This is a genomic window from Neobacillus sp. PVCKKU3 (genome assembly GCF_058323225.1).
Genome location: NZ_JBLVQN010000068.1, coordinates 1 through 22677 on the forward strand (window position 1 = coordinate 1; position 22677 = coordinate 22677).

Genomic DNA, 22677 nt, shown 5'->3' on the forward strand with positions numbered 1-22677 from the left:
GTGCCTCATTCATAAAATAAATGATGCATGAGAACCGTCCCCATGCATCATTTTACATTTTCCTTTAAAACGCTTATAAACTTGTTTGGTTCGTCGACGCGGATTGCTACTTTTGAGTAGTTCTTTTTGATTCCCATGATTAAGGTTGCTTCGGCTGGTTGTTTTAATTTCAATATGACGTCAGGCTTTACTTCTTCAAAGTCACGGGCAATGAATTCAATTGTATCTTTAGAACGTTTTCCAAGCTTAGGCGCCTCGATAACTTCTTCAACATCGTCCCACTTTATTTCCATTCGTTTCATCAATCCCAGGGAAATGTACATACCTTCCTCAGTGATAAGCAAGGGATTGTGGCGAACGGCTTGGATATCTCCTAAAAAGAAAATGACTGTGTAACCATTAAGTACAAGTAAAATAATTGATAGAATAACAGACTTTTCATGAAACAGCCAATGAAGACCAGCCATTTCAATGACCGTCGCGTGAATCAGCATCACTTGCATCGCAATCAAACTCGATTTTTGATGTAACGTAAACTCATGCTGCCCAAGCTGCGGTTTCTTTTTCCAGGAAGCGAAGGCATAGTAAAACATGAGCATTTCTGAACAAATGATGCGAATAATTGGATATGGTTTAACCTCTTGATCCACAGCTTTCGAAAAAGAAAAGATAACCGGCAGGGAACTTCTTTTAACAGCACGTACAATGTTTGGCATATATTTGAACAACGAGACAAGAACCATAACCTCTAACAATAATAGTCCGCCTTCAACGGCAAACCCAGCCCACGTGACAGCCTCGAATGGTGCCAAATACTCCATCGGTATGAGGAAGCGCACCAAAATCAGGCCGCCTGCTATCCCCACAATCAGGTTTTTCCAATTCATTTTTCGTTTCCACGCTAAAAATAAAATCGGTGAAATCAACGCTAAGTCTAACATGGAAGCAGCAACGATAATATTAGGTTGTTCAGGCAATATTTGAATTCCCAAGCTTGTATGATACAAAGAATAATTCGCACCTATTACTAATAACAGCAAAATCAGCAGCGCATTCCGGTTCAAGGTTCTTTTTAAAACCATAAAAGTCCCTCTTTCTTTTTTCTTTCATTATACCATATTTTACCTATACGCCTATTAGATATAATAAAAAAGCATCCTAAAAAAAGGATACTTTTCCTACTTCTATTCAATTCCCGGAAACCAGCCCGGAGTATGGATGATAGCCTGCCACAATGGGTCAGGAACCATTAATTCCTGCTGCTTTCCTTTGTCAATTTTTGTTAAGATTTCATCTTCCTTGCCTTCTGCAACCTTTTGAACCCAATCTGGATCAATAATTAATTCCCGACCCATTGCAATAAGTGGTATCCCCGTCTCCTTTGCCCGGAGGACATCGTCTGCAGAATAAAGTGAGCCAACACCGATTACAGGTACCTTACTTCCAACGCGTTCCTGTATAATTTCGATTCGAGCACGAGTATCGTCCACGCCTCTTCTTGGCTTTGACCAGAAATCATTTAATGAAACATGGAGGTAATCAAGGTTCTTATCCGCCAATGCATCGATCAGCACCAAAGTATCTGCCATCGTAATCCCAGGTGTTTCTGGTTCTTCCGGTGAAAAGCGGTAGCCTACAATAAAAGGTTCATTCGTATTTTCAGCAACGACCCTTTTTACTTCGTCGACAATTGCAAGAGGGAAGGTCAATCTCTTTTCAACACTGCCGCCCCATCGGTCCCCCCTGCGATTGGAATGCGGAGAAAAGAATTGCTGAATAAGATAGCCATTTGCCCCATGGATTTCAACACCATCATATCCTGCTTCGATGGCCCTTCTAGTTGTTTCCCCAAATGCTTTAATAATGGCTTCAATTTCTTCTTCTGGCAGTTCTCTAGGTACCGGCTTCCCTTGCCCTTCAGACGGAATGGCACTTGCACTAACAACATCACCATTTGGCACTAATTGAGTAGGAACTTGCCTCCCGCCATGGAAAATTTGCAATACAGCTTTAGCACCCTGCTCTTTAATACCTATGGCCAGTTGTCGTAAACTGGGGATTAATTCATCAGAATCAGCGCCAAATTCTCCATTAAACCCCTTACCATTTGCAGTAACATATGTACAAGCAGTGACCACCATTCCTACACCGCCGGACCGCCTTGCATAATATTTTACTTCTGAATCCGAAACCGTCCCATCCTCGTTCGATGAAAAATTAGTCATCGGTGCCATCACAATCCGGTCTTTCAATTAAACACCACATGGGAAAGTAAACGACTCAAATAAAGCTTTAAATTTAGAATTCAATGCAAGATCCCCCAAAATGAAATTCTTTTCATCCTTACTTTTCCCTAACAAAGGCAAGTGATGCATGGGGACGGTTCTCGTGTATCATTATAATACTGCTATATTATGTATATCGGAGGTCGGGATCCAACCAACGCTCCGAAATCTGCTTCATATTTTTATATCACTTAGGCACTATTCTCAAGATCCCTTGTATGCTTTCCGCAATTCCTCAAGATCAAATTTCTTCATTTTTAGAAATGCTTTCGTTACGCGTGCAAGTTGATCAGGTGTACTTTTGCCCATCATCTCGTCCATCTCCCTAGGCACGATTTGCCAGGATATACCATACTGGTCTTTCAGCCAGCCGCATTGTTCTGCTTCAGGAACCTTAGAGAGTTTCTCCCAGTAGTAATCAATCTCTTCTTGTGTGTCGCAGTAAACCATAAATGAGGTTGCCTCGTTAAAACTGAATTTATGTTCGTGAGCAATATCCATTGCGGTAAACAACTGATTTTCTAAGCTAAATTCACTGAACATAACTGTTCCTTCTTTGTCAGGTTCCATTCCTTTAGGATAGCGGGCGATCAGTCCCTGCTTCGCGTCCTTAAATACTGATAAATAAAAATTAATCGCCTCTTCCGTGTTACCGCATTGATCACCGACAAACAAAAGTGATGGAATTAATGGAGGCCGTTCTTCACCTTCTGGATTGGTTAGGATTAACTGCCATGTCAAACCAAACTTATCTTGAATCCAGCCATACCTTTCACTGAACGGATACTTATCAAGCGGCATTAACGCTGTGCCGCCTTCGGATAATCTGTTCCAAACTTCATCTATTTTTTCTCTCGCGTCTTTATCTCGTGCTGGATCAAAATTTACCATAAAAGAGATCGACGGATTGATCTTGAAAAAAGGTCCTGCACTGATAGCCGCAAACTTTTGACCCCATAGCTCAAATGAGACTATATCGGAGTCGCCTGAGGGTGTGTCGTGAATGGTTGTCACATCTGTAATTTTCGAGTCCGGGAATATGTTAACATAAAACTCGGCTGCTTCTTTTGCTTCCTTGTCATACCATAAATGTGGAACAATTTTTTGATTTGTTTTTGTCAAATCTCTTCCTCCTCTATTCTCTTACGGATGCATGGGGATGGTTCTTTTGTATCAAAACTTTTCCAAAAACAAAAATTTAATTTTTTTCTAGAAATCCCTTTCCCGAAAACGTACAAGAAAGGTTGTTCCTTCAGTGCTTGTTTGCATATCGATAACGGCTCCATGACGCTCGGCGACACTATAGCAGATGGGCAGGCCCAGGCCAGTCCCGGAATCTTTGGTAGTGAAAAACGGTGTCCCGATCATTTCGATCAGTTCAGGTTCGATACCGGAGCCTTGGTCTTGGATCTCCAGCACTACATCCTGCCCGTCAAGATAGGTTTTAATTGTCAATTCACCGCCGGCTGCCATCGACTCGAGCCCATTCAGGGAAAGATTAAGAATCAGTTGGCTAATTTCTTTTTCATCGAGATAAAGCCTCGGGACTTCCGATAACAGCAAGGAGACCGTTTTATCCGTCAGCAGCGCTTCGGCTTTGATTAAAGGATAAAGCCCCTCAATAATCGGATTCAACCACTGAGATTTTTTATACGATTGCTTGTTTTTCGCTAAATTAAGAAATTCGGAAATAATTGAATTGGCCCGGTCCAATTCGGACAGCATTAAATCAATATATTGAACAGATAGATTGTCGATGCTTTTTTTGGAAAGCTCCAAAAACCCTTTGACGGTTGTCATCGGATTCCTAATTTCATGGGCAATTCCCGCCGCCATTTCACCAATTAAATTGAGGCGGTCTAAGCGCGCCATTTTCGCTCCCAATTGTTCAAGCTCGGTTACATCAGTTATCACGCTGAGAATGCAGCTTTCACCTTTCACCTCAATGATTTCCGTTGCCAACAATCCCTGCCGCTTCTCTCCTGATTTTGTTAGGTAATAAATCTTTTCATTTTGCAAGGATTCCTTGTGGCAGGCAGGTAAAACTGTCGGCTGCCGGCCAATGACCTCCATTAAGGAATAACCGGTAAATTTGAGCCAGCTTGCATTGACGTCCAGGTACCTGTTGTCAGTCATTGAACGAATTTCAATTAGGCAGGGGCTTGATTGAAAAATTTTATAAAAATGCTCCTGCGACAGGCGCAGGTCCTCAGAAAATTGTTTTCGGACTTCAATTTCCTTCCGCAGCTCTTCTTCAAATTGCATCCGTACCTCTATTTCCTTACGCAGTTTTTCGTTGGCAATGACAAGTTCATTCGTCCTCTCTTCCACCAGCTTCTCGAGCAGCTCGTATTGCTGCTTCCGCTCGGTAATATCGCGCAGCGAACAAACGTAGAAATGCTCATTATGGATAACCGCCTCACCGATTTGCAGCTCCACAGGAAAGTGATGTTCGTTTTTATGCTTGGCAACAGCCTCAAGCATTTTCCCGATGGAGGTTCCATTTTGATCCCACATTTCCACAAAAAGGTCCTCCATTTTAAGTCCCAAAAACTCCCCCATCGAATAGCCAAATAATTTTTGGGCTGCAGGATTGACCGAGATAATCGTCCCTTCCTGGTCAAACGTAATAATCGTGTCAATCAGTGTTTCTTCAATCACCCGGGCCAATTCTTCTTTTTTTTGCAAATCAAGGGTCGTCTTGTTTAGCTTTGCGTTTACATGAAGAAGCTCTTGCTGCCGCTCGATTTCCTTACGATCCTGATTTTGATGGATTTTGACAAACTCCTGCACCTTTAACTTTAATGTCTCCGGATGAAACGGTTTAAAAATATAATCAACTGCTCCTAAATTATATCCCTTTAGGACATGCTCGGTCGTTTGACTGATAGCCGTGATAAAAATAATTGGAACAAACTTTGATTTTTCCCGCGCCTTAATCAATTTTGCCGTTTCAAAACCGTTCAAGCCTGGCATTTGCACATCCAGCAAAATGACGGCAAAATTCTGCCTCAGTACACATTTCAACGCTTCCTCACCCGAGCCTGCCTTCACTAAACGATAATGGGGCGATGCTAAAACGGCCTCTAAAGCGAGCAGGTTTTCCGGGCGGTCATCGACCATTAAAATATTGATTGGATCCACAGGATGGATATTATGAATGGATTTTACGGTAGAGTTTCTCATCAGAATCGACTTCCTCATAATAATTTGCGATATCGGTAAACTGGATTCCCTCCTTACTTCCCAAGCCAAGGAATCCGGATGCAGACAAACTTTCATGCAGCAGGTGCAGCACACGATTTTGCAGAAATTTATTAAAATAGATCATGACATTCCGGCAAATGATGACATGAAATTCATTAAACGATTGGTCGGTGGCTAAATTATGCTGCGCAAACACTACATTTTCCGTAAGAAAAGAATGGAAGGCGGCGCATGACTCCCGGGCAACATAATATTCGGAAAAAGCACTTGTCCCGCCTGCCTCAAGGTAGTTTTTCGTATAATTTTTCATTTTGTTCAAGGGCATCATTGCTTTTCTGGCCTGGTCCAGTGCCGCCTCGCTAATATCGGTGGCATAAAGTCTAGTTTTTTTATAAAGGCATTCCTCATGCAGGAGAATCGCCATCGACAGGACCTCTTCACCAGTCGCGCAGCCGACATGCCAAATCCGAATCGTGGGATAATTGCGCAAGAGCGGAACAACCTTTGTCCGAAATGCTAGAAAAAACGAAGGGTCGCGGAACATTTCCGTCACATTTATTGAAAAATCGTTAAAAAAGCGACGCATCAACAGCGGGTCGTAGAGAATCTTTTGCTGGAGGTCAGAGATTCCTGAGAGCTTCTCCGTCCGGATCCGATGTTCAGTTCGCCGCTTCACAAACGGGGCAGAATAATTACGGAAATCAACCCCATATAATCGATAAATCCCCTCTAGCAGCAGGTTCATTTCAATCTTTTCAATTTCACTCTTGTCGAATGATATTAATTTTTCCATTTATAATTAAACCTTTCTTATCGATATAGCCAAACTCGCATAATGGAAATAAGCTGCTCTATATGCACGGGTTTGCTGATATAATCAGATGCCCCGGCTTCGATGCATTTTTTTCGATCACTTTTCATTGCCTTTGCGGTCAGGGCAATGATAGGAAGATTCATGTATTCAGGCATCTGGCGGATAGCGCGAATCGCTTCAAACCCATCCATTTCCGGCATCATAATGTCCATCAACACGAGGTCAATATCTGGACTTTTTTGCAGGACATCGATGCCTTCTCTGCCATTTTCCGCAAAAACTACTTCAACAAAGTAGCTTTCAAGTGCTGTTGTTAAAGCAAAAATATTGCGCATATCATCGTCGACAATCAGGATTTTTTTTCCTTCAAGCGATTCCCCGGTAAAACTAGCAGGCTTTAATTCTTCAACCGTGACGGCCGCCTCAAGCTGTGCTGGTTCATATGCCAAACCAGGAATGTATAATGTAAACGTGCTGCCTTCGCCTATTGTGCTGTCAACAGTAAGATAGCCGCCTAAAAGCTGAGCCAGTTCGCGGCTGATCGATAGCCCCAGGCCAGTGCCGCCATATTTGCGGCTTGTCGTTCCATCGGCTTGTTGAAAGGCCTCAAAAATTAACTTCTGATTCTCTTGTGAAATGCCAATCCCTGTATCCCTCACTGAAAAAGCAATCATGTTTTCGACTTGATTATTTCCCTTTTCCTCTGAAAAAACAGTTTGCTTTGCTTTCTCAATCTGCAGCATAATCCGGCCCTTTTCTGTAAATTTGAAGGCATTTGATAGCAAATTGATAAGAATTTGCTGGAGCCTCTGTGGATCGGTATGGATTAGACCCGGTAAAAAAGGGTCAAGCTGAATCGAAAAGTCGAGTCCCTTTTGCCGTGCCAGCGGGAAAAATTGTGACTCGAGTGATGCCTTTATTTCTTGAATCTCCGTTTTCTCTAGGTAAATCTCCATCTTACCAGCCTCAATTTTAGAGATATCAAGTACATCATTGATTAACCGCAGCAGGTCATGACCAGAGGAGAGGATTGTTTTTGCATATTCAACCTGCTTTTGGGTTAGGTTTTGAGCGCTGTTTTCTGAAAGCATTTGTGCTAGAATCAACAAGCTGTTCAATGGTGTCCGCAGCTCGTGTGACATATTGGCAAGAAACTCGGATTTATATTGGGAACTCATCATTAATTGCTGAGCCTTCTCCTCGAGCATATTTTTAATTTTTTCAAGTTCATGCGTTTTTTTCTCCGAGCTTTTGAACTGTTCTTCAAGCTGTTCATTGACGGTCCGTAATTCTTCCTGCTGCAATTGCAGCTCTTCGGACTGACTTTGCAGCTCTTCGGTCAGGGTTTGTGATTCCTGGAGCAATTCTTCCACCCGCATATGCCTTTGGATACTCTTAATGTTGATCCCAAGATGGCTGACGACTTCCTCAAGTAGTAACTGTTCAAGCCGAGCGAATGGTTTAAATGAAGCGAGTTCAATGACAGCAAGCACTTCTCCCTGATATTCAGCAGGAATGACAAGGATGCTGTTTGGGGACGCTTCACCAGTGCCGGATGAAATTTTGATATAATTCTCGGGTATGTCCTCAAGCGATATCGGACGTCTGTCAAGCGCACATTGTCCGACTAGCCCTTCACCCACAGAGACACTTTCCCGCCCAACAGGCTCCTCCTGGCCGGCATATGACCCATACCTTCGAAATACGCTGTCTTCCTTCATATAAATAAGCCCGTAGCTTGCCCCGACAATAGGCGCCAACCTTGTAATAAAAAGCTGAGCTAATTCATTGAGGTTGTTAATACCCGGGTACATCGTGGCAATTTCCGCAATCTTCGTATTTAACCAGCTTTGTTCCTCAGCTGCATTTTTTAATTCTTTTTCTTGTTTATGATGTTTCTCAAGCACCTGGGCCATTTCATTATAAGCGATTGAGATTTTTCCGATTTCATCCTTTGTTTTCACCTTGATCCGCGGCAGATGGTTCCCCTTGCCAAAGGCGGCGTTTGTGAAAACAGACATGACATCATTTAAATTTTTAGACATACTCCTTAGGATAAAGAATGTGATCGCTCCGCCCAAGATCAGGACGGCGACAGCATAGCCAAAAATGAATTTGTAGGCGGTGGAGGTGGTATCATTCGACAGCTCAAATTCACTTTGGACTCCATCCTCCTGAATAGTTTGTAAATAAGTGGCATCACTTGTCATTTTATCAATGACATCCCACGTATCATACCAAAATAGGTTCCTTGCTTCTTCGTCCTTGTTTTGTTCCATTAACTTATTGGTCTTGGCCTCCATAGCACGGAGCTGAATACTTAATGATTGTAACTCAGCGATGACTTTCTGAGATTTTTCGCGTTTGTCGAGCTTACGAAGAGTCTCAATCGCTTGATTGGCATTCAAGTAACTTTGTTCCTTATGGTCTTGAAATTCCTTTAACAGGTCAGCCGGCGGATTCGCCAAAATGCCTTTGGAATCACTGCGATACCAATTGAGGGAATCTTGGATCTTGTAGGCAGTCTTTGCCAGTTCGTAGTTGTCAACGGCATTCTTCATATTCGTGTTCAACTGATTCATCAGCATCATTAAGAATAATAAAAAAACAATAAACAGGAAAATCAATAAGCCAAACCCTAAATACAATTTTGTTTTAAATTTCATAATTATTTTTTCACCGCTCTGCCAAGTGTTGTTTAATGCTGCAAACCATTTCATTTATATACTCTAGTTTACAATTAACCTATTAAAACTTACTAGAATAAAAATCAGACTTATTCAAATTATTTTAACAAAAATTTTTTAAGAAAATTTGTTTTTTCGACAAAGCTCGAAAAATAATTTTTATGACAAATAGAAATGGTATTCTGTTTAGAAACTTGTCGATAAAAGCCAACCTCAGATCTTCCAATAACTAGTTCAAAACCTACCTATTTTAGCTTATCTAACCCTTTTTTCCCTTTTTCCAGCAAATTAAAAAACACACCGACCAAGGCACTGTACCTTCACCAGGTATCACAAAAAGGCCAGCCTAAAATTTGGCTGACCTTAACTAAAACGGATTGGATTCTATTTTATGGAACCATCCAACCTAATACACTGCTATTTTGCAGGAATGTCATGATACAGACAATAAAGACCAAAACAATACTGTGTTTAACCGTAAAGCGGAACAAGTCGGCCTCTTTTCCTGCCAGGCCTACAGCTGCACACGCTACAGCAATGGATTGTGGTGAAATCATTTTTCCAGTAACCCCACCCGAAGAGTTTGCAGCGACTGCTAATACCGGATCCATACCAAGGTTCAGTGCTGTCACCTTTTGCATTGCACCAAACAAAAGGTTCGATGATGTATCTGATCCAGTGATAAACACGCCTAACCATCCAAGGACTGGAGAGAAAAAGGCAAATAGGGAACCTGTTTTTGCGAGCGTCATTCCTAATGTCGTACTCATCCCTGATGAGTTAGTTACATAGGCATACCCTACAACTGAAGCGATTGTAATGATAGGGAACTTTAGTTCATTGAGAGTTTCCCCAAAGGTTGCAACCCATTCTTTCCAAGAAATTTTAACGATAAACTTGGTGACAATGGCCGCAATAATGACTGATGTACCAGCTGCACCCAAGATTTCCAGCTTATAAATGGCCGCAACAGGAGCACCGGCAGAATTAATGACTTTGTTGTTTAATAATGGAACTTCAGGCATCAGTGTTAACGCGTGTCCAAGAGCATTTATCGCTTTCAAAATAGCGTTTGTTCCTTCATAATGACCTGTCAAAGCCAATTTAACTGTTGGGATTCCCCAAATTGTAATAAATGCAGTCAATACAAGGAATGGTGACCAAGCTTTAAAAATTTGCCCACCTGTGTATTTTACTTGCTGACTATTAGATACTTTGGCAGCAACAGATGCAGCCAGTTCTTGCTCAGATGAAAAGCGGAAAATAGTTTTTGGTTTCCAAAATTTCAAGAAGATTGCTAGGGCAAACAATGACACTAGTGCTGATAAAATATCGGGAAGTTCTGGACCAAGGAAGTTGGAGCTTAAGTATTGAGTTACTGCAAAAGTGAACCCAGTGATGAAGATGGCTGGTAAGATTTCCAATGCTTTCTTAAACCCTGCCATAATAACAACTAAATAAAACGGAACGAACAATGATAAGAACGGCAGCTGACGTCCTACCATTTTGGAAATTTCCAATGCTGAAATTCCAGTTGGTCCCTCAACAGCAATGATCGGCGTACCGATTGCACCAAATGCAACAGGGGCTGTATTGGCGATTAGACATAAACCGGCAGCGTAAAGAGGATTAAAACCCAAACCGACAAGAAGAGCAGCCGAAATGGCAACCGGAGCACCGAAACCTGCAGCACCTTCAAGGAATGCTCCAAATGAGAACGCTACCAAAAGCGCTTGAAGACGTCTGTCCTCGGTGAGTGAAACGACCGAATGGCGGATAATATCGAATTGGCCAGTCTTGACGGTTAATTTGTAGAGGAATACAGATGTAATAATGATCCAGCCTATAGGCAATATACCATATACGGCACCCTGCGTGGCAGACATGACCGCCATACCGGCAGGCATTTTAAATGCAACTACTGCAAGTATTAAAGCAATTAGTAGTGTTGTTAAACCAGCTATATAGCCTTTCATGCGTTTTATGGCTAAAGCCCAGAAAAAATATAAAATTGGTATAAGAGCTACCAAAGCGGATAAGGCGAGACTATCTCCCACCGCCGTAAAATTTTGTGTAAATGTCATAGTAATCCCCCATCATAAAAAAATTAAAATTTTCATGTATCGGTCTTATCCCTTTTCAGACCTAGAAATGAATAGTTCTGATGGATAAATCAATAGATTTCTATGATGACTGATTAATATGTAAGTGACTGTGAAACGCTGTAATATCATACTTTAAAAATTTTTTTAAACTTTCACCCCTCTTCGTTTCGTAATAAGAAACAACCCTTAAATTTGTTGCTGAGGACGAAACATGTTATACAACAATAATTAATATGTTATACAACACGTTTCGATCACTCTTTTATTATACGGATTTTTATCTGAATTACAATAATTTTTAGAAAATTATAATTAAAAAAATCCAAAAATATATTTGACCAGTATATCATTTATACTAGTCAAATATTCTTAGCTAACTTTATTTTCAAAACCCAGTCGTGTTGATATTTGTTTTGCTATGTGCAGCATTCGTGCTTCAAGTCGTTTTAATCGATCATCCGTCATTCGTATTGTTGGTCCAGAGAGGCTGGCTGCCGCAACAACTTTGCCCGTATAGTCAAAGATCGGTACAGCAATGCATGTAATTCCATATTCATTTTCTTCTAAATCCAGTGCATAGCCCTTTCTTTTTACGTCGGCCAATTCCCGGAAAAACTCTTCTTTATTGGTAATCGTTTTATCTGTGTACATCGGCATGCCTTTTCGATCAAGAATTTCATGTACAACATCAGCAGGCTGAAAGGCCAGGATTGCTTTACCAACGGATGTACAATGCATAGGAGCCCTTTTTCCAACTTTGGAATGCATTCGCAGCGTTTCGGTTCCTTCTAATTTTTCGATATAAACGACTTCCCCTTGATCATAAACAACAAGATGGATGACTTCATTCGATTCGCTTTCAATTTGTTGTAAAAACGGCATAGCCTCAGCCCTTAAATCAATGGATTCAAGCAGCTTTGAACTGATATCCAAGAATTTATAACCGAGTTTATAGCGGCCGGTAACTTCATCTTGTTCGATATAACCATATTGGACAAATGTTGAGAGGATGCGGTAAACAGAGCTTTTATTGATATCTATTTGTTTAGCAATCTCTGTAACACCCAATCCGTCCTTTTTTAAACTAACCAAATGAATAATATCCAATGCCCTGCTTACAGATTTGACCATATTTTCTCTTTCCATCATCGCTCACCTCAAAAACACTGTCCCTAATAGGTTACATTAAAGCATAAATCTTTTAGCGGCCATTCCTAGGGATTTAATTAGATTTAACGGATTCTTTTGCCAATACAAATGTATTACGCAATGTCCCAATTTCTTTAATTTCACATTCAATTGTATCTCCGGCACCAACCAGCTCAGCTCCAAGCGGACTGCCTGTCAAAATCACATCTCCCGGCTTAAGAGTCATCACTTTTGTCAAATAAGATACCATTTTTCGGATCGGAATAATCATTAATTCCGTAGCACTATTTTGTTTCTCCACACCGTTTAGGTTTGCTTCAACCTTTACAGCGAATGGGTCCAATTCTGTTTCGATCACAGGCCCGAGCGGTGTGAAGGTATCAAAAGACTTGCCAATTGTCCAATGCCCGTCCTGATGGAAAAATTGAGGGGCTGTTACGTCGTTTCCAACCGTATAGCCGAATACATAATCCAACACCTCTGATTCAGGAACGTTTTTAGCTTCTTTACCAATGACAATGGCTAACTCAGATTCGAACTTTACCTGCCCAATTCCCTCTGGAATGATAATTTCATCCTCGGGACCAATAACGGATGAGGTTGGTTTAAAGAAGAAAACTGGAATTTCCGGAAGCTCGGAAGGCAGGTCTTCAAGCTTAGAAACATAGTTTGCGCCGATTCCTATGATGTGGTTTGGTTCAAGCGGCGCCAGCAATTTTACGTCAGCTATAGAGAAACTGTTCCCCGTAAACTCCCATTCTCCAAACATATCACCTTTAATTTCCTGGATGTTGCTATCTTTTATCACACCTGTATAAACAGTTGAACCTTGTGTAAATCTAGTAAATTTCATTGTGATACTTCCTCTCAAACAGTTTTTTCTTGCTCCATTTTCTTTCGTGCGACTCCTGTTTTAATGGCAGCCTCCGCAACTGCTGCGGTTACTGCTTCTGTAACTCTTTTATCAAAAGGATGTGGAATCACATATTCGCGGGAAAGTTCTTCCAGCGAGATTAAGTTGGCAATGGCATAAACTGCAGCCAGCTTCATTTCTTCATTTATTTCAGAAGCATGGACCTTCAGCGCCCCTTTAAAAATACCAGGGAATGCAAGAACATTATTCACTTGATTCGGTAAATCGGAGCGTCCTGTCCCTACCACTGCCGCTCCAGCTTCCATTGCCTCTTCTGGCATAATTTCAGGGATTGGGTTTGCCATGGCAAAAATAATCGCATCCTCGTTCATAGACATGACCATCTCTTGTGTGACTGCTCCAGCGGCAGATACACCGATGAACACATCTACCCCTTTAATCACTTCTTTTAAATCTCCATGAATATGGCTCTTATTGGTCAGCATAGCAATCGAGTCTTTCATCGAATTCATTCCTGTTAGGCGTCCCTCATAGATAGCGCCTTTTGTGTCACACAAAATGATGTCACATACTCCCATTCTCAGTAGCAATTTTGTAATGGCAATTCCCGCTGCACCTGCGCCGTTGACTACTACTCTAGTATCTTCAAGACGTTTGCCAACTACCTTTAAAGCGTTAATTAATCCAGCTGCCGTGACAATTGCCGTTCCATGCTGATCATCATGAAAAACAGGGATGTTCATTTCTTTTTTAAGTCTCTCTTCTATAATGAAACAATTAGGTGCTGCGATGTCCTCCAAATTGATGCCGCCAAATGTTGGTTCCAGTAATTTTACCGTTTGGATAATTTGCTCCGCATCATTCGTATTCAAGCAGATTGGAAATGCATCCACATCAGCGAAAGCCTTAAATAATGCGGCTTTACCTTCCATAACGGGCATTGCGGCAGCTGGACCAATATTCCCAAGGCCTAGTACGGCTGATCCATCGGATACGACCGCAACAAGATTTCCTTTAATCGTATAGTCATAGATTTTTTCAGGGTTCAGATAGATCTCTTTACAAGGCTCTGCCACCCCCGGTGAATAAGCCAAACTTAAATCATATGCATTTTCCACCGGAACCTTAACATCGATATTTATTTTCCCTTTTGACTGCTTGTGAAGTTCCAGCGAAGTCTCCCTTAGGTTTTGCATAGCCTGATAACCTCCATTTATTTTTTCAAAAATATGAGTAATGTTGAAAATGGCGGTCTTGGGCTCGGTGCAGTCTCTCATTTCAACGAATAATTTAAACTGTTGACTTTTTCCTAAGGCATTCCCATTACAAGAATGCCCCGGAATTCATCTATTCCAATCGATTATTGTTTCACTGCGAATTTAGCCTTTGCTTCAATCCGTCTGCGATGCAGGATTGGCTCCGTATAGCCATTTGGCTGGTCATAGCCTTCAAAAATCAAGTCGCAGGCAGCCTGGAAGGCAACGGAGTCGTCATAGTTCGGAGCCATGTTGTGATACATCTGATCTCCTGCATTTTGCTTATCAACAACCTTGGCCATGCGCTGCAATGTTTCAAGAATTTGCTCTTTCGTACAAATGCCATGGTGAAGCCAGTTTGCCAAATGCTGGCTGGAAATTCGCAATGTAGCTCGGTCTTCCATTAACCCCACGTCATTGATATCTAGTACTTTTGAACAGCCAACCCCTTGATCTACCCAGCGGACAACATAGCCTAAAAGGGTTTGGCAGTTGTTGTCAAGCTCTGCCTGGATTTCTTCAGGAGTCCAGGATGGGTTCTTTGCAACAGGAACTTGTAAGATATCATCTTGGAAGTCTCCTGTTTGATGAAGCATTTCATTCTGTACTTCTTTTACATCTACTTCATGGTAATGCAGTGCATGCAATGTTGCAGCAGTTGGAGATGGCACCCAAGCTGTAGTGGCTCCCGTTTTTACATGACCGATTTTTTGCTTTAGCATTTCCGCCATTAAATCCGGCATTGCCCACATGCCTTTGCCGACCTGTGCACGGCCCATGAACCCGCTTGAAAGTCCGGCAATCACATTGGATTGTTCATAGCCCTGGAGCCATTTGGATGATTTCATATCATTTTTACGAACCATTGGACCAGCTTCCATGGAAGAATGAATTTCATCGCCTGTTCTGTCAAGGAACCCGGTATTAATAAACACAATCCGGTCCTTTACCTGTTTGATGCATGCCTTCAAGTTCAAAGTGGTTCTGCGTTCTTCATCCATAACACCTATTTTTAACGTATTGCGCTCAAGTCCAAGCAAATCTTCCACGCGGTCAAATAGCTGATTGGCAAAAGCTACTTCTTCTGAACCATGCATTTTTGGCTTTACAATGTAGACTGAACCCTTCTCCGTGTTTTGGAATGGACCATTGCCTAAGAGTGTATGTTTGGCAATAAGGCTAGTCAGAACGGCATCCAAAATACCTTCCTGAATTTCCTCACCATTTGCGTCAAGAATGGCACTATTAGTCATTAAATGTCCGACATTGCGGACAAATAGCAAGGACCGTCCATTTAAAGTGATTTCCTCATCTGCCGGAGACAGGTAGCTGCGATCCGGATTGAGTGTCCGTGTCATCGTTTTATTGCTTTTTTCAAAAGTAGCTGAAAGTGTACCTTTCATAAGGCCTAACCAGTTGCGATAGACGAGCACTTTGTCTTCAGCATCTACGGCCGCTACAGAATCTTCGCAGTCCATAATGGTCGTAATCGCCGACTCAAGGATCACATCCTTCACGCCAGCCGCATCCGTACTGCCTATCGGATGATTTCGGTCTATTTGGATTTCAAAATGAAGTCCATTATTTTTTAAAAGAATGGCGGATGGATTTTCCTGTGTTCCCTGATAGCCGACAAACTTTGCTTCATTTTGTAATCCCGTCGTTGTTCCATTATTTAATGCAACCTGAAGTTTACCATCTACTACCGAATAGGAAACCGCGTCCTTATGCGATGCTCCTTGTAATGAAGCCGCTTGGTCAAGAAAATTCCTGGCAAATTCGATGACCTTTGCACCGCGGACTGGATTGTAACCTCCCTCACGGCTGGCACCAGCTTCTTCGCTGATCGCATCCGTTCCATAAAGTGCATCATAAAGGCTTCCCCAACGGGCGTTGGCCGCATTAATGGCGTAGCGGGCATTATTAACTGGAACAACTAACTGTGGGCCTGCTTGAACAGTAATTTCGTCATCGACATTAGTAGTCGTAATTTCAAAATCTTCTAATTCCGGTTCTAGATAGCCAATTTCCTTTAAAAATGACTTATAAGCTTCGAAGTCAAAGTTTCCATTGTTTTCGCGATACCATCTGTTCAGTTTATTTTGAATATCATCACGAACCGACAGCAGCTCCTTGTTTTTTGACGTTAAGTCGTTGATTAACGCTTCAAAACCGGACCAAAACTGGTCTGCGTCCAAGCCGCTTCCCGGAAGTGCTTCCGAGTTAATAAATTCATAGAGTTCCTGGGCCACTTGTAGATTTCCCTTTTTTACATAATTAGTCATGATGATGTTCCTCCCTTGATTTGGTAAAAGTACTAGTTTCGAAAAATATGTTAATGGATTGAACGGGAACCTCCATGCCGTTAAAATTAGGATGTAATAGCAGTTTCCTTTTCTTTTAGATCCCTCTTAATTTCCACGCATCGCCCCGGCATCGGGAATAGTTTGCCCGCATTTAATAGATTATCAGGATTGAAGACCTCTCGAACATCCGTTTGCGCGATAATTTCTTCATCAGTGAAGACGAAGCGCATTTCTTCTCTTTTCTCAATTCCGACGCCGTGCTCACCGGTGATAGTACCACCCACATCTGCACAAGCCTGCAAACAGGCACTTCCGGCTACCAAAGCCTTTTCACTTTGTCCGGGAATTCTGGCATCAAAAAGAACTAACGGGTGCAAGTTTCCATCTCCCGCATGAAAAATATTCGCAATCCGGAGTCCGGATTCTTCACTAATTTTGTTAATTCTATTTAGAACTTCCGGCAGTTTGCTGCGAGGGATAACGCCATCCTGTACTAAATAATCAGGAGAGATCGCGCCCATAGCACCGAAACCTGTTTTCCGGTTCGCCCACCATCTGCCGCGTTCAGCCTCATCCTTTGCCGCTCTGACCTCACGTACGTTCCTTTTTTTGCAGACATCAAGAATTTGATTGATTTGCTCATCCAAGCCAGCTTCAATGCCATCCACTTCAATCAGAAGCACGGCTTCGATATCCTTTGGATGCCCGACTGGGAATGCTGCCGCCTCTACCCCTTCAATCGCTGTTTTGTCCATCATTTCTAGGGCGGCTGGTACAATCCCGGCAGAAACAATATCGGAAACAGCCTGTGAGCCGTCTTCCACTTTATCAAAATAAGCCAGCACCGTTTTCTTTGATTCAGGGTTTTTTAGGATACGGACTGTAATTTTGGTAACAATCCCTAATGTTCCTTCAGACCCTGTTAATAGCCCGAGTAGATCATAGCCCGGCTCATCAGGAATGCCGTTGGCTCCAATTTCAACAATCTCACCGTTTGGTAAAACAATTTCGAGACCAAGGATATGGTTGGTTGTTACCCCATATTTTAAACAGTGAGCACCTCCGGCATTTTCCGCGACATTTCCACCGATTGTACAGCAATACTGACTGGATGGATCTGGCGCATAATAGTAGCCCTTATCAGAAATGGAGTTCGTCAGCTTTAAATTGACGAAGCCCGGTTGAACCACAGCGCGGCGATTCTCGAAGTCAACACTTAACAGCTTTTTCATTCGAACTAAGCTAATAATGACCTCACCATTTAAAGGGATAGCGCCGCCACTTAAGCCTGTTCCTGCACCACGTGCGAGGAATGGCAGCTGATTTTCTGCGCAATATTTAACTAGGGCAGCCACTTCCTCAGTGTTATTCGGGAATACAACGGCTTTGGGCAAATGCCTGTGTAATGTGAAGCCATCACAGTCATATGCGATGAGATCTTCCTTATTGTAAATAATCGACCGGGCGTCTCCTACGATATTTGCAAGATTTAAAATATGCCGATCGGTTGATTTGATTCCCTTGACCGCCATTAGAGTTCCCCCTTGCCGTCTTCTTTTTGGTAAGCCCAATCGAGCAGCTGAATTGTGTGGACAATTTTTTGATTTCTGCCATGCTTTTGTACGCCCATTGCCATCTGGAGCATACATCCTGGGTTCCCCATCGAAATCATTTCGACATCATCAGGGACATTTTGCATTTTGTTTTCAAGGACGGCAGAAGCCATTTCCGGATTCGTAATATTGTAGATTCCCGCACTGCCGCAGCAGCGGTCCGAATTTGGCATATGAACCATTTCCACTCCAGGAATATTGATCAACAGATCGCGCGGTTCTTGACGGATCCCCTGTCCATGCGCCAAATGGCAGGCATCGTGATAAGTAATCCGAGTTTTTAATTCCGCTTTTGGTATTTCGTAGCCTGTATCATAAAGGTGTTTCGAAATGTCCTCTACCTTCGCAGAAAACTCTTCCGCCTTTTCATGCCATTCAGGGTCATCCCTGAATAATTCAGGATATTCCTTTAAGGCACAGCCACAGCCGGCTGCATTGACAATCACCTTATCAGAATCCTTAAATGCCTCGATATTTTGTTTTGCCAGCTTTCTTCCCATGTCACGGTCCCCCGCATGGACATGCAGTGCTCCGCAGCAGGTTTGGTTCTTCGGAATCGTTACGTCATTCCCGTTACGGGTTAATACGTTAATCGTTGCTTCATTAATATCACTGAACATCACGTCCATCACACAGCCTGTTAAGAATGCCACCTCGCGCTTTGTTTCTCCTTTGGACTTAATGACATTGACATCTTTGTATTTTTTTCGAACAGGCTCTTTCACCTCGGGCATGATTGCTTCCATATCGACAAGATGCTGCGGCATGATATTAATCAGCTTTGACTTTCTTACAACCTTTTGCATACCGCTCTTTTGATAGAATTGCAGCAGGCTTCCAAGTTTATTGAGGCGATTTTGATGCGGGAATAATCCCTGCAGGAACACCTTGCTTACCGCACCTTTTACGCCTGTTAACGGCATTGCTTGGCGAATCTGGCCGCGGGCTTCTTCAATCAGTCCGCCGACTTCCACATCCGCCGGACAGGCAGTTGTACAAGCACGGCAGTCAAGACAAGCGAAAACAGGATCCATAAACTGTTCATTGAGAGTGAGCCGCCCTTCCGCCACCGATTTAATCAAATGGACGCGGCCGCGTGGGGAATGCTGCTCCTGACCAGTAATTTCATAAGTTGGGCATGATTCCAAACACATACCACAATGTACACAATCTGCCCATTTGCTTTCATCTGGGTGATCCTTCGCCAGATAATTACTTAAACTAGTTGTGCATGCTGGGTCTTTCTTTAAATCTGCTTCTATAAGACTCATCATTAAATCCCTCCCACAAATCGTTTAGGATTAAGAACTCTATTTGGGTCAACCTTGGATTTGATCCCTTCTAGTAGGAAAAAATGTGATGGCCTTTTACCCCAGGTGTCAACTTCCTGTCTTAAGGCAAAAGGTAAATGATTAATGACGGTGTACCCGCCAAGTTTTGTGGACAATTCTCTTGTTTGCTGAATGGCTGAAATGATATCGTCCTTTGAACCGCTAAGGTTAATTTGACATAAGCCATGGCCTAATCCGCCATGCGCTTCTACATCTAAGTTGTGAGAATCAATAAGGAGATGACTTTCTTTTACGACGTGTGATACATCCATGTTAATGACACCAATTTTCAAAGAAGCCTGTGTTGAATCTGTGGAGGAGTTTGGTGAAAGAGAGTAAAATTTGTTCCAAAAAGACTGTGCTTCTTGTTGAGAAAAAACTTTCAATTCTGAATGGGCTGGCTGAATGCTTTGGATAAAGCTTTCTTGATAGCGTACCGATGTTTCAACATCCTCAAGACCAACCGCGATTGTGTAACAGCTTTGACCAATCAATCTTTCTGACAATGATGGACTAAGCAATTCCAGCGTTACGGGTTCCATCGTAGAATCTAGAAGCTTGGTAGCAAACGCCCTGATTTCTTCCATATTTCCTTGTGGGAATAATACTAAATTCAAACTTTCATATTTAGGGAGCGGTCGAAGCTTTACGGTTACTTCAGATATCACACCCAGCGTACCCATCGAACCTATAAACAATTTATTCATATCATAACCGGCGACGTTTTTGACAACTCTTCCGCCTGATCGAATCACTTTACCATCTGGATAAACGATTCTTAGCCCAATGACAACATCTCTTGAAGACCCATAACCCAATCTTTTGGGGCCGCTATCATTCGCTGCGATAATCCCCCCAATTGTTGCAGATTCTGGGCAATAAGGATCGAGTGAAATTTTTTGCTTAAACTGTGCCAAATACTCCTGCAATTCCTTGAAATTGGTTCCGGCCTTAACAGTTAACGTCATATCGCCGACGACATGTTCTACAATACCCTTATAGTTTGATAGCGAAAGTAAAATATCCGCTGATTCGGTTAAACCGCCATATCCCTTTTTTGTTCCATTGCCTTCTACGTTTACCTTTTTACCATTATCATTGGCAAATTTAAGAATGCTTGCTATTTCTTCTTCTGTTTGCGGAAACACCTTGACTATACCGCTATTTCCCAGCGGATGGTTTTTATCTCCTTCGATGACTTGCTTTGGTGATAGAATGGCCTGTAACTCTGTTAAAAGTTCTGTGGTAATCACTACCAACACCTCCAGGTTGCGTAATAAGCAACTTAGTTTCTACTATTTATTAAAAAAAATGAAATCACTTTGTCGGCCTGCTTAGCCTATTGTAAGACAAGACTGTTCAAAAGCTCTTTCTCGACGTAATCCAAGTGTTCCATCATCATCTGTTTCGCATTCTCGGGTTTTCCTAGCTTAATGGACTCATAGATTTTAAAATGTTGTTTTTCCATCATCTGAGCAGTGGTTGGGTTTTTCTTAATATAGTGGTGAAAATCAATCATGGCGTTCTTCATCGTTGTTGAGATAAATTCTAAAAGTTGAATAATGATTTCATTTCCTGCCGCTTTGGCAATGGCTGTATGTAACATATAATCTGAATCCCACCCATTCATAGTTGGGTTGGCGAAGATTTCTGCCATTAACTGCAGATCAGCTTCTTTTCTATGTATAGCGGCAAGCTCAGCAATCCCTGGTTCTAAGATCTTCCTAACTTGATAAAGTTGACTGATATCTCTTGGTTGGGTAAGCAGCAAATGATTGTTGAAGAGTCTCGTTGAGTCAAATTCCGATATATATGTTCCTTCTCCTTGCTTTACATCGACAATACCTTTTCCTTTTAAAGTCGTAATAGCATCACGGACTGCGGAACGGCCAACACCAAACATTTCACATAGTTCCCTGACCGAAGGAAGCTTTTCTCCCACCTGAAACGTACCGGATTTAATCATCTCCTCGATTTGCTCCGCAACAGAATCGGACACTTTCTTAGTCGAGATCTTTTGTATTTGCAAACATCTCCCCCCCTTCCTTTCAGATATCACATATCTGACAAGTTTTAGACTACCTTTATTAAATCATCTTTAACATAAAAGCGCAATAAGTTTTCAGAATAAAATATCTATTATCAAAATTCAGTTTAAACTTTGATGCATAGGGACGGTTCTCATGCATCATTTATAAATGAATTGCTAACAAAAAAAATAAATCAAGCACGGAATGAAGCACGGGGACGGTTCTTTTGCCTCAAATGACGGGCGGAGACGGCTCAAGATTAAGGAGGTTTGGACACTTCCGACTCTTTTTTAAGCGATTTTGTCCGAAGTTCCCCCAGGTTGGGACACTTACGGACTTTTTTAAGGCAATTTTGTCCGAAGGTTGTCAAGGTTCGGACACTTTCACTCCTTTTTAAAGCGATTTTGTCCGAAGACTGCACATCAAGTACTTCAGACTTTTTAGGAAGCCTTGGTAGAGAGTATTTCTAAGTAATCTTGGACGATATTACTGTAGCAATATTCTAACATTAAGCTTTATTTCACAACAAAAAGACAACCATTTCAGGTTGTCTTTTTGTTGCCCGGCAGCGTCCTACTCTCACAGGGGCTTTTGCCCCAACTACCATTGGCGCTGAGAAGCTTAACTTCCGTGTTCGGGATGGGAACGGGTGTGACCTTCTCGCCATAGCTACCAGACATGTTTTATTTGGGAATAATACCGGTGGTCGGGGTCGAACCGACACTCCTTACGGAACACGATTTTGAGTCGTGCGCGTCTGCCAATTCCGCCACACCGGCATGATTTGGAGGCGGCAACCGGATTCGAACCGGTGGTAAAGGTGTTGCAGACCTGTGCCTTACCACTTGGCTATGCCGCCATATTTTTGGAGCGGAAGACGGGATTCGAACCCGCGACCCCCACCTTGGCAAGGTGGTGTTCTACCACTGAACTACTTCCGCATATTGGCTGGGCTAGCAGGGTTTGAACCTACGAATGACGGAGTCAAAGTCCGTTGCCTTACCGCTTGGCTATAGCCCA

15 protein-coding genes, 4 tRNA genes and 1 rRNA gene are annotated in these 22677 nt (G+C 42.3%); all 20 read right to left on the bottom strand.

The features are described from left to right. Positions 1 to 47 precede the first annotated feature (47 nt). Positions 48 to 1082: a beta-carotene 15,15'-monooxygenase gene (locus ACNQGS_RS27980; RefSeq protein WP_491490240.1), complete on the bottom strand. Its 1035-nt coding sequence runs from the start codon at positions 1080 to 1082 to the stop codon at positions 48 to 50. 102 nt (positions 1083 to 1184) lie between these two features. Further along, complete coding sequence (locus ACNQGS_RS27985) at positions 1185 to 2252, bottom strand: NADH-dependent flavin oxidoreductase (RefSeq protein ID WP_491490241.1); 1068 nt, start codon at positions 2250 to 2252, stop codon at positions 1185 to 1187. 237 nt (positions 2253 to 2489) lie between these two features. Further along, a complete protein-coding gene (locus ACNQGS_RS27990) occupies positions 2490 to 3407 on the bottom strand; it encodes a VOC family protein (RefSeq protein WP_491490242.1) in 918 nt (305 codons plus the stop codon). Between the two features lie 87 nt (positions 3408 to 3494). Next, entirely contained in the window at positions 3495 to 5471 is a 1977-nt protein-coding gene (locus ACNQGS_RS27995) for a PAS domain S-box protein (protein ID WP_491490243.1), read from the bottom strand. After that, complete coding sequence (locus ACNQGS_RS28000) at positions 5440 to 6285, bottom strand: CheR family methyltransferase (protein WP_491490244.1); 846 nt, start codon at positions 6283 to 6285, stop codon at positions 5440 to 5442. The genes ACNQGS_RS27995 and ACNQGS_RS28000 overlap by 32 nt, the downstream gene beginning before the upstream one ends. A gap of 17 nt (positions 6286 to 6302) precedes the next feature. Next, on the bottom strand, positions 6303 to 9026 hold the full coding sequence (locus ACNQGS_RS28005; RefSeq protein WP_491490245.1) for a response regulator: 2724 nt from the start codon (positions 9024 to 9026) through the stop codon (positions 6303 to 6305). 356 nt (positions 9027 to 9382) lie between these two features. Then, positions 9383 to 11077, bottom strand: coding sequence for an L-lactate permease (locus ACNQGS_RS28010; protein ID WP_491490246.1), 1695 nt, complete (start codon positions 11075 to 11077; stop codon positions 9383 to 9385). Between the two features lie 390 nt (positions 11078 to 11467). After that, positions 11468 to 12244, bottom strand: a complete 777-nt coding sequence (locus tag ACNQGS_RS28015; RefSeq protein WP_491490247.1) for an IclR family transcriptional regulator — start codon at positions 12242 to 12244, stop codon at positions 11468 to 11470. A 76-nt stretch (positions 12245 to 12320) separates the two neighbouring features. Then, positions 12321 to 13100, bottom strand: coding sequence for a fumarylacetoacetate hydrolase family protein (locus ACNQGS_RS28020; protein ID WP_491490248.1), 780 nt, complete (start codon positions 13098 to 13100; stop codon positions 12321 to 12323). Between the two features lie 14 nt (positions 13101 to 13114). After that, entirely contained in the window at positions 13115 to 14317 is a 1203-nt protein-coding gene (gene ystJ / locus ACNQGS_RS28025; RefSeq protein ID WP_491490249.1) for an NADP-dependent malic enzyme, read from the bottom strand. Between the two features lie 164 nt (positions 14318 to 14481). After that, positions 14482 to 16662 (bottom strand): malate synthase G, encoded by a 2181-nt coding sequence (locus tag ACNQGS_RS28030; protein ID WP_491490250.1) that lies wholly within the window; start codon positions 16660 to 16662, stop codon positions 14482 to 14484. An 86-nt stretch (positions 16663 to 16748) separates the two neighbouring features. Continuing rightward, positions 16749 to 18215 carry an FAD-linked oxidase C-terminal domain-containing protein gene (locus ACNQGS_RS28035; protein ID WP_491490251.1) on the bottom strand — a complete coding sequence of 489 codons (1467 nt, stop codon included), beginning with the start codon at positions 18213 to 18215 and terminating at the stop codon, positions 16749 to 16751. Continuing rightward, entirely contained in the window at positions 18215 to 19567 is a 1353-nt protein-coding gene (locus tag ACNQGS_RS28040; protein WP_491490252.1) for a (Fe-S)-binding protein, read from the bottom strand. The genes ACNQGS_RS28035 and ACNQGS_RS28040 overlap by 1 nt, the downstream gene beginning before the upstream one ends. A 2-nt stretch (positions 19568 to 19569) precedes the next feature. Continuing rightward, positions 19570 to 20880, bottom strand: coding sequence for an FAD-binding oxidoreductase (locus tag ACNQGS_RS28045; protein WP_491490253.1), 1311 nt, complete (start codon positions 20878 to 20880; stop codon positions 19570 to 19572). Between the two features lie 86 nt (positions 20881 to 20966). Next, positions 20967 to 21656, bottom strand: a complete 690-nt coding sequence (locus ACNQGS_RS28050; protein ID WP_491490254.1) for a FadR/GntR family transcriptional regulator — start codon at positions 21654 to 21656, stop codon at positions 20967 to 20969. Between the two features lie 561 nt (positions 21657 to 22217). Continuing rightward, positions 22218 to 22334: ribosomal RNA gene (rrf, locus tag ACNQGS_RS28055) — 5S ribosomal RNA — on the bottom strand. A 20-nt stretch (positions 22335 to 22354) separates the two neighbouring features. Next, positions 22355 to 22436: transfer RNA gene (locus ACNQGS_RS28060), tRNA-Leu, on the bottom strand. A gap of 6 nt (positions 22437 to 22442) precedes the next feature. Then, positions 22443 to 22516: transfer RNA gene (locus tag ACNQGS_RS28065), tRNA-Cys, on the bottom strand. Between the two features lie 7 nt (positions 22517 to 22523). Continuing rightward, positions 22524 to 22598 (bottom strand) — tRNA-Gly (locus tag ACNQGS_RS28070). Between the two features lie 4 nt (positions 22599 to 22602). Beyond that, positions 22603 to 22677, bottom strand: a tRNA-Gln gene (locus ACNQGS_RS28075).